This window comes from Lactobacillus taiwanensis, from assembly GCF_017894345.1.
GTDB lineage: Bacteria > Bacillota > Bacilli > Lactobacillales > Lactobacillaceae > Lactobacillus > Lactobacillus taiwanensis.
In genome coordinates this window covers 1,698,514-1,714,520 of sequence record NZ_CP059276.1, presented here as the reverse complement: position 1 = coordinate 1,714,520, position 16,007 = coordinate 1,698,514, and the positions used below count along the sequence as shown (strand labels likewise).

The 16,007-nt window shown below is 34.9% G+C and carries 14 protein-coding genes; all 14 read left to right on the top strand.

Going from position 1 to position 16,007, the window contains the following annotated elements:
• The 14 genes from H1A07_RS08430 to H1A07_RS08365 all read left to right on the top strand — a co-directional run bounded on the left by H1A07_RS08430 (position 1) and on the right by H1A07_RS08365 (position 15,921).
• Positions 1-1,146 carry a sensor histidine kinase gene (locus tag H1A07_RS08430; protein ID WP_210144926.1) on the top strand — a complete coding sequence of 382 codons (1,146 nt, stop codon included), beginning with the start codon at positions 1-3 and terminating at the stop codon, positions 1,144-1,146.
• A 49-nt stretch (positions 1,147-1,195) separates the two neighbouring features.
• Positions 1,196-2,767, top strand: coding sequence for a UDP-N-acetylmuramoyl-L-alanyl-D-glutamate--2,6-diaminopimelate ligase (locus tag H1A07_RS08425; RefSeq protein WP_210144925.1), 1,572 nt, complete (start codon positions 1,196-1,198; stop codon positions 2,765-2,767).
• Positions 2,768-2,769: 2 nt separating this feature from the next.
• Positions 2,770-3,519, top strand: coding sequence for an aspartate/glutamate racemase family protein (locus H1A07_RS08420; RefSeq protein WP_210144924.1), 750 nt, complete (start codon positions 2,770-2,772; stop codon positions 3,517-3,519).
• Between the two features lie 122 nt (positions 3,520-3,641).
• Complete coding sequence (locus tag H1A07_RS08415) at positions 3,642-4,538, top strand: ABC transporter ATP-binding protein (RefSeq protein WP_210144923.1); 897 nt, start codon at positions 3,642-3,644, stop codon at positions 4,536-4,538.
• Complete coding sequence (locus H1A07_RS08410) at positions 4,531-5,757, top strand: ABC transporter permease (protein WP_210144922.1); 1,227 nt, start codon at positions 4,531-4,533, stop codon at positions 5,755-5,757. The genes H1A07_RS08415 and H1A07_RS08410 overlap by 8 nt, the downstream gene beginning before the upstream one ends.
• Before the next feature lie 86 nt (positions 5,758-5,843).
• Complete coding sequence (locus tag H1A07_RS08405; RefSeq protein ID WP_210144921.1) at positions 5,844-8,150, top strand: glycoside hydrolase family 31 protein; 2,307 nt, start codon at positions 5,844-5,846, stop codon at positions 8,148-8,150.
• Positions 8,151-8,325: 175 nt separating this feature from the next.
• A complete protein-coding gene (locus H1A07_RS08400) occupies positions 8,326-9,084 on the top strand; it encodes a DeoR/GlpR family DNA-binding transcription regulator (protein WP_094517456.1) in 759 nt (252 codons plus the stop codon).
• A complete protein-coding gene (pfkB, locus tag H1A07_RS08395) occupies positions 9,081-9,995 on the top strand; it encodes a 1-phosphofructokinase (protein WP_004896540.1) in 915 nt (304 codons plus the stop codon). The genes H1A07_RS08400 and pfkB overlap by 4 nt, the downstream gene beginning before the upstream one ends.
• A 40-nt stretch (positions 9,996-10,035) precedes the next feature.
• Positions 10,036-12,021, top strand: coding sequence for a PTS fructose transporter subunit IIABC (locus H1A07_RS08390; RefSeq protein ID WP_210144920.1), 1,986 nt, complete (start codon positions 10,036-10,038; stop codon positions 12,019-12,021).
• A gap of 123 nt (positions 12,022-12,144) precedes the next feature.
• A complete protein-coding gene (locus H1A07_RS08385; RefSeq protein ID WP_057718628.1) occupies positions 12,145-12,930 on the top strand; it encodes a Cof-type HAD-IIB family hydrolase in 786 nt (261 codons plus the stop codon).
• 29 nt (positions 12,931-12,959) lie between these two features.
• Entirely contained in the window at positions 12,960-13,238 is a 279-nt protein-coding gene (locus H1A07_RS08380; protein WP_057718627.1) for an ArsR/SmtB family transcription factor, read from the top strand.
• 296 nt (positions 13,239-13,534) lie between these two features.
• Complete coding sequence (locus tag H1A07_RS08375) at positions 13,535-14,434, top strand: metal ABC transporter solute-binding protein, Zn/Mn family (protein ID WP_210144919.1); 900 nt, start codon at positions 13,535-13,537, stop codon at positions 14,432-14,434.
• Between the two features lie 36 nt (positions 14,435-14,470).
• Entirely contained in the window at positions 14,471-15,130 is a 660-nt protein-coding gene (locus H1A07_RS08370; protein WP_210144918.1) for a metal ABC transporter ATP-binding protein, read from the top strand.
• Positions 15,130-15,921 (top strand): metal ABC transporter permease, encoded by a 792-nt coding sequence (locus H1A07_RS08365; protein WP_210144917.1) that lies wholly within the window; start codon positions 15,130-15,132, stop codon positions 15,919-15,921. Before H1A07_RS08370 ends, H1A07_RS08365 begins: the two co-directional genes overlap by 1 nt.
• Positions 15,922-16,007: the final 86 nt, after the last annotated feature.

The following is a 16,007-nucleotide window of genomic DNA, read 5'->3' as shown; positions in this document are numbered from 1 at the left end:
ATGAAAAAGCAGAAAGTAATCCTAACCACAAAAGAAAAAAGCGAACTTTTCGGTGAAGGCGTAATAACCGTTATTTTGCTTTTACTTTTAAACCTTTCGATCATTATCTTGATTAACCTAGCTGTCTTAAATGATCCAAGATTAGAAAATGGAATTTTCTTTTTGAAGAAAACCATTACTTTTGCTAATGGAGTGCATTTATGGTCTTGGCAACGGCTTTTTATTAGCTTCATGTTAGTCAGCGATGCCATTGTAGTGTATTGGCGCTTAATTAGAAGATATCGACAAATGCAATTGCGTCACGTTATTGATGAATTACACTATATTGCAGATGGTCATTTTGATCATCGAATTCCCTTTGTTGTAAAGACAGATTTGCAAAAAGTGATTGATTCAATTAATGCGTTAGTTGATAGTACTGTTGCTTCAATGGAAGAGGAGCGGCAGATAGAGCAATCGAAGGATGACTTAATTACTAATGTTTCTCATGATATTAGAACACCACTAACTTCGATTATTGGCTATCTTGGCTTATTGAAGAACAGTGAGTTAAATGAAGATCAAACTAAGTACATCCAAATAGCTTATGATAAAGCTCTTCAAATGAAGGCTCTAGCTGAAGATCTATTTGAATATACTACTCTGCGCTCTTCGACAAATAATAAGCTGGTTTTAGCACCGCTGCATGTTAATTCGATGCTTGAACAAGTAGCTGCTGGTTTTGAATTAGAAGCTGAAAAGAAAAACATTACTTTTAATGTGATAACTAGGCCAAGAGATCTCGTAATTGATGCAGATGCAAAGATGATTGTTCGAATGTTAAATAATTTGATTTCAAATGCCTTAAAGTATGGACATGGAGCAACTGAAATCAACTTAATTGCAAATAGGGTAAATAATAAATTTGTAGAACTTAGAGTTGAAAATAATGGGGAACAAATCCCTAAGAAATCTTTGCAAAAGATCTTTGATCGTTTTTATCGTGTCGAAAGTTCAAGAAATTTAAAAACTGGCGGTACTGGATTAGGGCTAGCGATTACAAAAAGTATTGTTGATCTACATGGTGGAACCATTAAATGTCAGTCAACAGCAGAATTAACTAGTTTTATTATTCAACTACCACTCAATAGCCCCCAAGAGAAATGATGGTGTGCTATAATTTAGGCTGAATTGATTAAAAAATTGGGGAGAAAAAATGAGCGATTCTAGCATTTCTTTAAACACTTGCATCTTAATATTGAAGGAACACCACTTGCTTAAATCAAGTGCTGTTCAAGATGCAGTTCCAACTAAGATGGATTATATTTCATATGATTCACGTGATATAAAAACAAATACTTTGTTTTTCTGTAAGGGTAAAGGTTTCAGACCTACTTATTTATCAATGGCTAAAGATAGTGGTGCTACTTGTTATGTAGCAGAACAGCCCTATCCAGAAGGTAAAGGAATGCATGCTTTAGTTGTTAGAGATGTAACTAAAGCTATGGCTCTTTTATCAGCTGCATTTTACAGATTTCCACAAGATGATTTATATGTTGTAGCGTTCACTGGTACTAAGGGTAAGACAACCTCTGCTTACTTCTTAAAAGGCATGCTTGACCAAATTAATGGAGGTCGTACAGCCTTATTCTCATCAGTAGATGACATTGTCGGACCCAAGCCTGAAGATAAGTTTAAGGCAAGTTTGACTACGCCTGAAAGCTTAGATTTATTCCGTGATATGAGAACTGCTGTTGATAATGGTATGACTCACTTGGTAATGGAAGTTTCTAGTCAGGCATATAAGAAGAACCGTGTCTTTGGTTTAACTTATGATTTAGGATTTTTCTTAAATATTACTCCAGACCATATTGGACCAAATGAACACCCTAACTTTGCGGATTACTTGCACTGTAAGTTGCAATTAATGGTTAACTCACGTAAGTGTATTATTAACGCAATGTCTGATCACTTCGATGAGATTTACGCAGCAGCTACGACAACTACTAATCCAGATAGTATTTACCTATTTGCAAGAAACGATTTTGAAAATCCTAACTTAAAGCAACCAATTGACTTCCGCTTCCAATCAGTTGAAACTGATATGAAAGAGACTGAATTCAAACTGTTCTGTGCTTCTGAAAAAGCTAAGAAGTTACCAATTGCTGGAGATTACACTCTTCAAATGATTGGTGATTTCAATGAAATGAATGGTACAGCTGCTATTATTGGTGCTGGACTTGCTGGTGAAAGCTATGAGGAATGTGCTAAGGGTATTCGCCACGTAACTATTCCTGGGCGTATGGAAGCTTTGCCATCAAAGAATCATGGTACTGTGATTGTTGATTATGCACACAATAAAGCATCTATGATGGCTTTAATGAGTTTTATGCAACGTGAGTTTAATAATCCTAAGATTATTGTGGTTGTTGGAGCACCTGGAGATAAGGGTGTATCTCGTCGTCCTGGATTTAGCGAAAGCTTAACTGCTTATGCAGATAAGGCATTCTTAACAACAGATGATCCTGGCTTTGAAGACCCAATGGATATCGCACAAGAGATTGATGCTGGCATTGATCATGAAAAAGTTGATGTCACAATTGAATTAGATCGTGAAAAGGCAATTCACGATGCAATTGCCATGTCTAATAAGGATGATATCGTTTTGATCTGTGGTAAGGGTGCTGATCCATTCCAAAAGATTCGCGGAGTAGATACACCATATCCAACTGATATTAAAGTTGCTGAAAGTGTAATTAATGAACTAGAAAAAGATGACGAGGAATAGGAATGAAACACTTTTTCTCAATTATTGGCGGAATGGGGACAATTGCAACTGAAAGTTATGTCCGCTTAATTAATCATCGAGTAAAAATTGCTAAAGATCAGGATTATTTGAACTACATCTTAGTAAATGATGCTCAAATTCCTGACCGAACAGCATATATTATGGATCATAGTAAACCTAACTTTTTCTATGATTTAAAGGATGATGTAGTAAGCCAAGCCAAGCTTAATCCAGATTTCTTTGTAATGCCATGTAATACTGCGCATTACTTTTATGATGATCTGGCTGCATTAACTGATGTACCATTTTTACATATGATGCGAATTGCGGTGCATAAGTTTGTGGATGATTTTCCTAGTGAGGAAAAGATTGGCTTAATTGCAACTGAAGGTTCTATCTATGATCATCTGTATGTGGATGAACTAGAACGTGTTGGCAAGAAGGTAGAACTAGGCGGTCCAGAAATTCAGCCAATGGTTAACGAATTAATTTACAGCGATATTAAGGAAAAGGGTATTGTTGATCATGATTTATACCATAAGATCTTGAAGACAATGCATGATAAATATGGTTGTAAAGTGATTTTATTGGGATGTACTGAATTGTCTCTTGCTCAAGAAAAAGCTCCAGATCATCCTTATAATGTGATTGATCCGCAATCAATTATCGCTGATGTTTCAATTGAACTTGCTTTGAAGATACGTAATGGGATGGATCCTAAAGAAGCTACTGCAAAATATATGTATAAATAAAGATAAATGCCTCTCAGCTTTGGATAGTTGAGAGGTATTTTTGGTATATTAGCAGCTATTGAGAAAAAATATTGATATAATTAAGCCTAACTTTAATAAAATTTACTTAGAAAGAAAAGGCTATGTTACAAGTAGAGAACTTAAATAAAAGCTTTGGAAGCAAACAAGTTTTGTTTGATATCAACTTCCAAGCAGATAATGGAAAGATATTAGGCTTAATTGGTAAAAACGGTTCAGGAAAAACGACTCTTTTTCATAGCATCCTAAAGTTTGTTAAGTACCAAGGAAAAATTACTATTGATGGTCATTCTTTTTCAAGTCGTGATTATAACTCTGTTGGCTATTTGCCTGAAGAGCGGAGCTTAATGCCAAAATTAACTGTTTTAGAGCAAGTGAATTTTTTGGCTAGTTTAAAAGGAATGAAAAAAGTTGAAGTAAAAAGTGATTTGCAAGATTGGATGCAAAAGCTAGAAGTTAAGGGTCAGATTACTGATAAAATAAAGAGTTTGTCTAAAGGTAATCAACAAAAAATCCAATTAATTGCTACTCTTATTCATCAGCCAAACTTAATTATTTTGGATGAGCCTTTTAGTGGGCTCGATCCAGTAAATGTCGAAATAATTAAAGAAGTAATCTTACAAGAAAAGAAACGCGGAGCTACTATCCTATTTTCGGATCATGATATGTCTAATGTTGAAGAATTGTGTGATGACGTAGTAATGATTAATAATGGGCATATTGTGTTAAATGGTGCTGTAAATGATGTTCGTAATAATTTCGGCTTAACTCGATTGTTTATCAGAACGGACTTGAATCTTGATAATGTTAAAAATTTACCTGGGGTTGAAAATGTAGTTTTACAAAATAACGGTATCTACAAACTTTGGTTAACAGACGCTAGTTATGGAGAAGAAATTTTTAATACACTTTCCCATGGAAAATACTTGCGAACTTTTGATCAAGAACCACCAACTTTAGATGAAATTTTTAAAATGAAAGCTGGTGAAGATAATGAATAAAACTTGGTTAGTTGCTAAAGAAACATATCGTAGAGAAGTGAAAAATTGGTCATTTTTATTAATGATTTTCGCACCATTTCTTGTATTATTGATTTCTTTTTTCTTTGGAATGAGTTCATCTTCAGCTTTCGACAGTAATACAACGGTAGGAATAGTAAGTCAAAATCAGAGTATAGTTCGGCCATTAAAGAAAACAGAAGATTTTGATGGATATAAAAATAAGGCAAAAGCTGAAAAAGCCTATAAAGACGGTGATATTAGTGGTTATATTGTGGTTAAAGAGACTTCTACTCAATTAGTCGCAAATTATTATGGTACTGAAAGCCTTGATAATGATGTTAAGACTAAGTTGTTCAGAGTTTTAAACACTCAACAGCAAGCACTTAATCTAAGAAACGCTAAGCTCAGTGAGGAACAGATGCAGTCACTTTCTCAAAAAGTTAAATTTACTGAGAAGACTAATGATAAAAAGTTGAATGCAAGTGATGAAAAGAACTTAAAGACCGCTACTTTTTGGATCTTAATCTTTGTTTTATACTTTTTAGTTCAAACCTATAGCACTATCATGGCGCAAGACATTGCGAGTGAAAAGGGAACTAAAATTATGGAAATGATCTTTTCAAGCATGCCTGGTGGAAAGTACTTCGATGGTAAAGTGTTAGGTATTTTCCTCGAAATTCTTACTCAACTGTTAATTTATGCTGTGATGTTTTCTGGCTTTTACTATATGGCTCCCCATATTGATGGAGTAAAAGATAAATTTGCTCAAATAAAGCCTGCTATCGATCAAGTTTTAGGACAAATAATTTCTTGGGGACTCTTATTCGTCGTACTTGGCTTGATCCTATACATCGTTTATGCAGCTGTTTGTGGTGCAATTGTCACTAAGGCTGAAGATGCTAACAAGGCTGTACAACCTTTAGTTTATTTAACTTTACTTGGATTATTTAGTAGTATGAGTTTATCTAATAATCCTGATAGTATTTTTGCCATGATTATGTCTTACGTACCATTTTTATCATCTTTCCTAATGCCCCTTCGCCTAATTAAAGGAAATGCGACTGGCCTAGAAGCAGTCATCTCTCTAATAATTTTATTCGTATTTTTACTGGGATCGATTTGGTGGATTAGAAAAATCTATTCAAGCCTTATTTTACAAACCGATGATAATGGAATGTGGAAGAATATGAAGCGTGCCTTACAAGGTATTAAGGAATAAAAATTTAACTACTCAGCTTTCAAAAGTTGAGTAGTTTTTTTGTGATAAAATTGAAAGCGGATACAAAAAGATGTAGAGGCTTAATTATGAATACAAATAGTTTGAAAACATATGCGATTAATAAAAACAAAATAAAGATAAATTTCACTAATTCTAGTCTTGAATTAACAATCTTAACACCTGAGATAATCCGTGTATTTCAAAATCGCGGTGAGCATACTAATTCATATGCAATTGAAGGAAATAAGGCAATAGACACTAAATTTAAAGTTGAGAAAAAGAATGACTATCTTGAAATAAAAACTTCAAAATTAATCATTAAAGTTTATCACGATAAAAAAATAGATGTTTATGATGGAGAAGAAAATCCTTTAATTATTGACTATCAGGGCTCTCGAATTCCAATTGACCGACAAGTAGATTCTAGCCAACAAAAGTTGGCCGAGTCGGAAGGCCATGAAGTAGTTACTAGTAGAGGAAAAGATGACCACTACTATGAACTAGTCAAAGAGTTAGCAGACGATGAGCAATTTTATGGTTTAGGCGATAAGACTGGGTTTTTAAATAAACGTCACTATGCCTATGAAAACTGGAATACAGATAATCCCGAGCCGCAGGTAGAAAGTTTTACTCGTTTATATAAGTCGATTCCATTTCTAATTGGGTTGAAGAACAATCATCCATACGGAATTTTTTTCGATAATACTTATCATAGTTATTTTGATTTAGGCAAAGAAAGTAATAACTACTACTACATTGCAGCTGACAATGGAAATATTGATTATTACATTATTGGCGGGAGTGACTTAAAAGAAATTGTTAAAAATTATACTTACTTAACTGGAAAAACACCGTTGCCACAAAAGTGGACTTTAGGATATCAACAATCTCGGTGGGGATATAGTATAAGTGCTGAAAAGGTAGAAGAAATTGTTACTAAGATGCGCGAATATCACCTGCCCTGTGATGCTATCCATTTAGATATTGATTATATGGATGGCTATCGAGTTTTTACCTGGAGGACAGATACCTATGATGATCCGAGAAAATTTATTGATAAACTTCATAAATTAGGTTTCCATGTGATTACAATTATTGATCCTGGTGTCAAAAAGGATGATAGTTATCAGATCTACCAAGAAGGAATTAAAAAAGGATATTTTGTAAAAGCACCGAATGGTCAAGTTTATGTTAATAAAGTTTGGCCGGGAGATGCTGTTTACCCAGATTTTGGTCGTGGAGCAGTCAGAAAATGGTGGTCAGAAAATTGTAAGTTTTTAGTTGATTTAGGTGTTGATGGAATTTGGGATGATATGAATGAACCAGCGTCATTTAATGGAGAAATTCCGAAAGATATTATTTTTAGTGATGAAAAAAAGAAATCAACACATGCTAAAATGCATAACGTTTATGGTCACAATATGGCTAAAGCAACCTATTACGGCTTAAAGAATTTAACTGGTAAACGCCCATTTGTGATTACCCGTGCTGCTTATGCGGGAACGCAAAAATACTCTACCGTTTGGACTGGTGATAATCAAAGTTTATGGGTTCATTTACAAATGATGATTCCGCAGCTATGCAATTTAGGAATGAGTGGTTTTGCTTTTGCGGGGACAGATATTGGAGGATTTGGTGCAGATACTACACCAGAACTCCTAACAAGATGGATTGAGACAGCAGTGTTTAGTCCTCTTCTTCGAAATCATGCTGCTATGGGCACACGGTCGCAAGAGCCATGGATCTTTGGAGAACCAACTCTATCGATATACCGCAAGTACTTACATTTGCGATATCATTTTATTCCATATCTTTATGATTTATTTGCTCAAGAAAGTAAGACAGGTTTACCGATTATGCGACCTTTAGTTTTAAACTATCCAACTGATCCAGCAGTTAAAAACATGAATGACGAATACATGGTTGGTACAAATATTGTGGTAGCACCAATTGTTGAAGAAGGTAAAAACTGTAGAACTGTTTATTTGCCACAAGGGGAATGGATTGATTTTTGGAATAATGTTACTTATAGCGGTAATACTACTATTTTAGTCAGTGCCCCAATTGACAAGCTACCCTTATTTATTAAGAAAAATACTATTTTACCGTGGGGAGAAGTTAAGGAACATATTTCTTCTAAACCAGATGAAAAAATGATATTTAGAGTATTTGGTGAACATGGTAAATACATTCATTATCAGGATAACGGGACCGATTTTGTATATCAAAAAGGTGAGTATAATCTTTATGAGATAAAGGTTGATGATGGTAAGGCGACTATCAGTTTGAAAATTAATGGTTATAAACCAATTTATCAGAGAATTGAGATTAGGACTACTAATGAAAAAATGAATTTTGTTTATAAAGATAGAAAATATATTCAGGTTAATTAATTTAATGAAAATAGGCTAGTGCGATGTTGTGCTAGCTCATTTTTATATAGAAAACTTTTCACTTTTAATAGTCTCAGATTTGACTAACATTGAATGAATATGAATGATTTTGACGAAAGATGATTGATTTTATATCTGAAAGCGTTTATCATATTAAATGAGGTGATGATGAACGATGCTGACCGAGGAACGTCAACAAACTATAGCAACCTATATTAATAAACACAGTATCTGTCGTGTTAATGAATTGTGTAAGTTGACTAAGTCATCAGAGTCAACAATTCGCCGTGACCTCATTGAATTAGAAAAGCGGGGCGTGATTGTTCGTGTACACGGAGGAGCACGCTCACTGCAAGATTATTCACGTGATGTTGAACAACAAGTGAGATTTAATCTTAATGTTGACAATAAACGTGAGATTGCACGTTTTGCTGTGATGAATCATGTTACTAATGGAGATCATATATTTCTGGATGCTGGAACCACAACTTATGAAATGGTGCCATTCTTGCGAGAAGTTAATGATTTACATGTAGTTACTAATGGCGTTGATGTTGCACTGGCATGTTTAGATAATGGAATTTATACTCGCTTGTTAGGGGGCGAGGCTAAGCTTGAAACGCATGCAGTCATAGGCAATACAGCCATGAAGCAGCTACAAGAAATGAATTTTACAGTTTCATTTATTGGAGCCAATGGTTTAACAGCAGATGGTCAATTTACTACGCCAGATCCAGCAGAAGCAGGGATAAAAAAAGCTGCAATTGAGCAGGCTAAAGAATCTTTTATTTTAATGGATAGTAGTAAGATTGGTGCAGCAAATTTTGCAAGTTTTGCACATATCAATGAGGCAATACTCATCACTAACAATTTAAGTACGGGTAAAGAAAGTATCTTGCCTGAACAAATCAGAGTTGAGGAGGCTCGGTCATGATTTATACTGTTACAGTTAATCCAGCATTAGACTATGTTATGCAATTAGAAAAGGTGGAAGCGGGTAGTGTTAACCGTTCAAATGATTGTCAATTTTTAGCTGGTGGTAAAGGAATTAATGTTTCTCAAATTTTGAACCAACTTGATGTTGATAACACTGCTTGGGGATTTGTTGGTGGTTTTACTGGCAAAGAATTAGTTCGCCAATTAAACGTTAAAAAAATTGAAAGTGATTTTGTAACTATTTCTGACGATACCCGTGTTAATGTGAAAATTCATGCTCAAAAAGAAACTGAAATTAATGCGGCTGGTCCAAAGATTGATGCACAAGAAATTACTGCATTTAAGGCGCGTTTGGATGATCTTAATGAAGGTGATATTGTTGTATTAAGTGGTAGTTTAGCACCAAGTTTACCAACTGACTTCTATGAACAACTATTACCAACTATTAGAGAAGCTGGTGCTGAATTTGCAATTGATACTACTGGGGAAGCTTTACTTGCAACTTTGAAATACCACCCATTAGTTATTAAGCCTAACCACCATGAATTAGCAGCATTATTTGATACAAGTTTTGCTAATGATCAAGAAATGCTTGAAGCAGCTAAGAAACTTTTAGACATGGGTGCACAAAACGTCATGATTTCTATGGCTGGCGACGGTGCATACTTAGTAACTAAGGATCATGTTTACCATGCAAGTGCTGCTGTTGGTACTGCTGTTAACTCAGTTGGCGCTGGAGATTCAATGATTGCCGGTTTTGTAGGTACTTACTACAAGACTCATAATGTTGTTGAAGCATTGAAAGTCGGATCAGCTTGTGGTGGTGCTACTGCATTTACTGAAGATATTGCAGTTAAGAGCCAAATTGATGCTGTTTTACCACAAATTACAGTTGAAGAAGTAAAGTAATTAAAACTAAATAATATAGTTAGGGTAGGGAGTTATTTTCATGAAAATTGAAGATCTTTTAAGTCCTGATTTAATGATTATGGATCTGAAGGCTACTACTCAAGAAGAAGCTATTAAAGAAATGGCTGATCTTGAAGTAAAGCAAGGTGTTGTAAATAACGAAGACGAATTCATTAAATCAATCTGGGCTCGTGAAAAAGAATCAACAACGGGTATTGGTGAAGGAATCGCCATGCCACACGCAAGAAACAAGTACATTAATCGTGCAGCTGTTTTATTTGCAAAAAGTCCTAAAGGAATTGATTATAAAGCTCTTGATGGACAACCAGTTCATTTATTCTTTATGATTACTGCACCAGCCGGTGCTGATAACACACACTTACAAGCTTTAGCTAAGTTATCAAGTTTATTAATTAACCCAGATGTTGTTAATGCTTTAAAGGCAGCAACTACACCAGAAGAAGTTATTGATACCTTTAAAAAGGCTGAAGCTGAAAAGGATGCTCAAGATAAGGCCGATGCCGAAAAGAGAAAGGCAGAAGCTGCAAAAGAAGCAGCTAAGCCTACTAGCGAACAAAAGCCTTTAATTGTCGGTGTTACTGCATGTATCAATGGTATTGCACACACTTACATGGCTCAAGAGGCTTTAATCAAGGCTGGTAAAAAATTAGGCGTTGATGTTCGTATTGAAACGAATGGGTCTGAAGGTGTAAAGGATAAGCTTACTCCAGAAGAAATTAAGCGAGCAAAAGGTGTCATCATTGCTTCTGATAAAAAAGTTGATATGCCACGTTTCAACGGAAAAGAACTTGTTATGAAGCCTGTTGTAGATGGTATTAATCATCCAAAAGAATTGATTGAAGATATCTTAGAAAACAAGGCTCCAATTTATCATGCTGATAGCAGTGCAAGTTCGAGCGATAATGATGCAAAAGAAAAACAAGGTTTGTGGGCATCTATTTACAAGAACTTAATGAGTGGTATTAGCCACATGCTTCCATTCGTTATCGGTGGTGGTATCTTAATGGCCATCTCATTTATAGTTGAAAACTATATGGCTGGTGGTGCTAAGAATCCTGCATTTATTTTCTTAAACAGTGCTGGTAACTTAGCCTTTGCATTTATGGTTCCTGTATTAGCTGCTTATATTGCTGAATCAATCGGCGACTTACCTGCCTTGATGCCAGGATTTGTTGGTGGATACATGGCAGCCATTGTTAACGGTACTAATGGCTTACAAGTTAATGCACAAGCCCATGCTGTATCTCCAGCTGGATTCTTAGGTGGTATCGCTGCAGGTTTCATTGCTGGATATATTATGATTGGATTGAAGAAGTTATTTGCTAAACTTCCAAAATCAGTAGAAGGTATGAAACCAATGTTGCTTTACCCAATTTTGGGCTTGCTGTTCATTGCTTTGATTATGTTCTACATCATCAACCCAATCTTTAGTTCAGTTAACTTTGCTATTACCCACTTCTTGAACAGTATGGGTACTGGTAACCTTGTAATTTTGACAATGATCTTAGCTGGTATGATGGCTATCGATATGGGTGGTCCTTTCAACAAGGCTGCTTATGTCTTTGCTTCAGGTGCCTTTGCTAACGACCCACATTCTGCAACTGCTGCAGTTATGATGGCAGCTGTTATGGTTGGTGGTATGGTTCCTCCATTTGCTACTGCAATTGGTACTACTTTCTTTAAGAACCGTTACACGAAGGAAGAGCGTCGTGCTGGTGTGTCAAACTGGATTTTAGGTTTCTCATTCATTACTGAAGGTGCTATTCCATTTGCCGCAGCTGACCCAGGTCGTGTAATTCCTTCCTGCGTAATTGGTTCAGCAGTTGGTGGTTTACTTGTTGGATTATGGCATATTCAAGTACCAGCTCCTCACGGAGGACTATGGGTATCACCATTATCTAACCACATTTTACTTTACTTCGTTGCTACAATTGTTGGTTCTATTGTAGCTGGTCTAATTATGAGTTTCTGGAAGAAACCTGTTTCTGAAGACCCAGATGAATAAAAATAATTAATTACAAAGGATTAAACTAGTTGAATAAAATAGTTTTATGAAAAACGCTACCTCCGGGTGGCGTTTTTTAGTATAGTGGAGTGTGGATAATAAAAGTGGAAAGTGAGACTGAAAATGATTAAGCTTATTGCAACTGATATGGATGGTACTTGGCTAAGAGAAGATAAGACTTATGATAAGGAACTCTTTGAAAAAGAATTTCAAATTATGCAGGATCGTGATATTAAATTTGTTATTGCCAGTGGTAATCAGTATGAAAATATCCTCGATCGTTTTCCAAAAGCTAATAAGCATATGTACTTTGTGGCTGAAAATGGTGCCTTAGTAGCTCATGGAAATGAAATTCTTCAAATATCTGATTTATCTGACGAAGATTATCAAACCATGCTTGAAATTGTGGAAAACTTACCATATAAGGCTATTGTTGCTGGTGTAACTAGTGCATATGTTGAAAAAAGCAGTGGAAAAGAATTTGCGGAAGATCTAAAAAAGTACGTTAAGAAAATTCAAGTTGTTGATAGCTTTAACGATATAGACGATCGTATTTTTAAAGTAAGTCTTCGTGTTCCAGAAGATGAGATGCCTAAGGTCTTAGATAAACTTAGAGAAGATTATCCACAGATTGGTTTTGTCTCAGGTGCAAGTACTGCTATTGATATGCAGACTAAAGGAATGAATAAAGCTGTAGGTTTAGAATATTTAGGTAAAAAACTTAAGATTAAATCTAGTGAAATGGTAACATTTGGTGATAGTGGTAATGATGTTGGTATGCTTAAGTTTGCAGGTACCAGCTTTGCTACGGCTACTGCTCTTCCGGATGCAAAGAAAGCTGCTAATCAAATCATTGGATCTAGTGAAGAATCAAGTGTGCAAAAGAAAATTCTTGAGTTACTCTCATAATTAAATGTAAGTTGAGATAGGTGAACAAGTTGGACGATCAAATTATTCGAGTTACTAGAGCTTTAAATCATCCCATTCGAATTCAAATTCTTTATTACTTAAATGACAATCAAAAAAGCAGTGTAAATAACTTGGTAAAACAGTTTGATGTTAGTCAGCCAGCTATTTCTAGGCACTTGAGAATCTTAGAAGAGGCTAAGCTAGTTAAGAGTGAGCAAGTTAAGCAAGAGCGGTACTATAGCCTAGAGGACAAGCACGTTATTAAGATTTTAGATGTCTTGAGACGGCATGTTAACGAAGATTTTTAGTTTAAAAGCTTGAATAATTACAATAACTTTGGGTATTTTTTCTGAACCTCTTTGACAAACATATAAAAATATGTTTATATAAAGATGTAATTTTAGAAAAGCATTAAATTAAGAATTCAGCAAAATTTTTATTATTTACACTTATTGGTAGCATCAAGTCTGAGACGTCTTGATGCTATTTGTCTATCTATAAAATGGTTGACATAATAAAAAAAGTAGCTTAGTCTAACTTTAAGTTAGAACTTATGCTGAATTTTCTAACTTAATGCTTTTTTATTTTGCACAGGAGGATATTTATGCAAAATTTTAAATCTAAAATTACAAAATTCATTTCTATTATGGGGTTAGTAACCCTCCTATCATTGATAATGGTAGGATGTTCGAATAAGCAGAACTCTACTAGTCAATCAGATAAAATTTCGATAGTTACAACAACTAATGTCTATTCAGATATAGCTAAAAATATTGTTGGAAAATATGGTACAGCGACTGCAATTATCGATAAAAGCAGCGTTGATCCACACGATTTTGATCCAACAACAGCAGATGCTAAAAAGGTAGCTCAAGCAAATATTATCGTTGCAAATGGGTTAGGTTATGATTCGTGGATGAATAAGCTAGCGAAGTCTGTTGATAAAAAGCCCGTCTTAGTTGGTGAAGACTTGATGGGACTAAAGAGCGGTGATAATCCGCATATTTGGTACAATTTAGATATGCCAACTAAGTATGTTGATTATTTAGTTAAACGATTATCTAAGTTGGATAAGAAGCATGCCACTTATTTTAAGGAAAATGGCGAAAAATACTTAGCTAAGGTTGATAAAATTAAAAAGCTAGTTAAAGCTAATAAGGGTGATCAAAAACCAGTTTTTGTTAGTGAACCAGTCTTTGACTATGCTTTACAAGAAGCTGGTTATAAAATAGGCGACAAGAAATTTGAAGAAGCTATTGAAAATGGTACAGATCCTAGTCCTAAGACAATTAACGAAATGAATAATGCTATTAAAGAAAAGAAGATTGCCTTTTTTGTTAATAACACTCAGGCAAGTAGCTCCACAGTTAAGTCTTTTGTGAAACTTGCAAAAAAGAACAATATTCCAGTTTTAAATGTGCGGGAAACTATTCCTAATAACACTACTTACTTAGCTTGGATGAAAGAAAATTATCAAAAACTAGCTGATATTCAAAATAATTAAATAGGATTAGTTTATTAGAAGAAGAGGAGTAGTGATATGACTGATATATTAACAGTTAAAGACCTGGGGATGAAATTTGAGGATAAGGTAATTTTTAAAGACTTAAATTTTACTCTATCTAAGGGGTCAATGACAGCTCTACTTGGTGCAAATGGTACAGGAAAAACAACTTTGATTAGAATTTTGATGGGAATGTTACAACCAACGACAGGATCGTTTAAATTTGCGCCAGATACAGAAATTGGTTATGTACCTCAATTTAGAAATCTAGATGCTGATTATCCCCTCTCAATTCGGGCTTTTGTAGAACTTAATACTCCTTTATTTAAGAACGCTCGGGTAAAGGCAAGAGTAAATCAAATTTTAAAAGAGACTCATTTACTAGATATTCAAAATACTAGGATGGGCGAAGCTTCCGGAGGTCAAAAGCAGCGTGCATATTTAGCTCAAGCTTTGTTGGATAAGCCAGACTTTATTATTTTGGACGAGGCAACAGCTAGCTTAGATCCAGTCGCTAAAGAAGAGTTAATGTCATTAATTAAGCATTTAAATGAAAAACACGCAATGACTGTTTTGTTTACAACTCATGACATTCCTCTAGCTAAGAAATACATGAAAGATTATCTTTTATTTAAAGGTAAAGGCTTAGTTGCTGGAAAAATTAAGGATCTAAATGAAGAGGTGGGTGAAGAATAATGTTTGCATATGATTTTATGCGCTATGCATTTCTAGCCAGTACTTTTATTGCTATTACCTGTGGAATAGTGGGTGTATATGTTGTAGCTAGAAGTTTTTCATTCTTAGCTCACACTCTTTCAGAAATTGGTTTTGCCGGAGCTGCTTTTGCGGTTTGGATTGGTTGGATTCCACTCTGGGGCATGGTTCTTTTTACTTTGCTTGGCTCAATCAGTGTTGGCGAATTATCCATGAGAAGTGATCAGAAAGAATCCGCAATTAGTGCGATTTCAGCCTTGTTTATTGGCTTAGGTGTACTATTTTTAGCCATTGCCGGTGGTAATAGTCGATATGCGACTAACATCTTATTTGGTTCAATTATTGGAGTTGATAGAGACGGAGTTATTCAACTAGTTGTTCTTTCTCTCTTTGTATTAGCAATAATTTTCTTAGTTTTAAGACAATTAAATTATGATTCATTCGACCATGTTGGAGCTGTTAGTCATCATATTAATACTAGTTTGGTCTCAGTAGTATTCTTAATAGCCTTGGCTCTAGCTGTTTCGATTGGTGCGCAAGTTGTTGGTTCATTGTTAGTATTTATTTTACTAACTTTACCATCTTCCAGTGCACGTTATTTAGGTAAAACTATTCTAGCTATGCTTTGCTGGTCAGTTGGAATTGCCTTGTTTGGAGTTTGGACGGGGTTAGTTTTGGGCTATATAACTAATTTGCCTGTTACATTTTTCATTTCGATTATTGAAGTTGGAATTTATTTATTAGTTTATGGTATTCACGCCATTAAGAAATAGTAATCAGATTTAAAACCTACAAGAGTAGAAAATGCTTTTGTAGGTTTTTGTTTTTAAATTTCCCTAAAATGTGGAAAAACGATAAA

Coding starts and splice junctions, on each gene's coding strand:
- H1A07_RS08430 (WP_210144926.1), top strand. CDS start 1: ATGAAAAAGCAGAAAGTAATCCTAACCACAAAAGAAAAAAGCGAACTT.
- H1A07_RS08425 (WP_210144925.1), top strand. CDS start 1,196: ATGAGCGATTCTAGCATTTCTTTAAACACTTGCATCTTAATATTGAAG.
- H1A07_RS08420 (WP_210144924.1), top strand. CDS start 2,770: ATGAAACACTTTTTCTCAATTATTGGCGGAATGGGGACAATTGCAACT.
- H1A07_RS08415 (WP_210144923.1), top strand. CDS start 3,642: ATGTTACAAGTAGAGAACTTAAATAAAAGCTTTGGAAGCAAACAAGTT.
- H1A07_RS08410 (WP_210144922.1), top strand. CDS start 4,531: ATGAATAAAACTTGGTTAGTTGCTAAAGAAACATATCGTAGAGAAGTG.
- H1A07_RS08405 (WP_210144921.1), top strand. CDS start 5,844: ATGAATACAAATAGTTTGAAAACATATGCGATTAATAAAAACAAAATA.
- H1A07_RS08400 (WP_094517456.1), top strand. CDS start 8,326: ATGCTGACCGAGGAACGTCAACAAACTATAGCAACCTATATTAATAAA.
- pfkB (WP_004896540.1), top strand. CDS start 9,081: ATGATTTATACTGTTACAGTTAATCCAGCATTAGACTATGTTATGCAA.
- H1A07_RS08390 (WP_210144920.1), top strand. CDS start 10,036: ATGAAAATTGAAGATCTTTTAAGTCCTGATTTAATGATTATGGATCTG.
- H1A07_RS08385 (WP_057718628.1), top strand. CDS start 12,145: ATGATTAAGCTTATTGCAACTGATATGGATGGTACTTGGCTAAGAGAA.
- H1A07_RS08375 (WP_210144919.1), top strand. CDS start 13,535: ATGCAAAATTTTAAATCTAAAATTACAAAATTCATTTCTATTATGGGG.
- H1A07_RS08370 (WP_210144918.1), top strand. CDS start 14,471: ATGACTGATATATTAACAGTTAAAGACCTGGGGATGAAATTTGAGGAT.
- H1A07_RS08365 (WP_210144917.1), top strand. CDS start 15,130: ATGTTTGCATATGATTTTATGCGCTATGCATTTCTAGCCAGTACTTTT.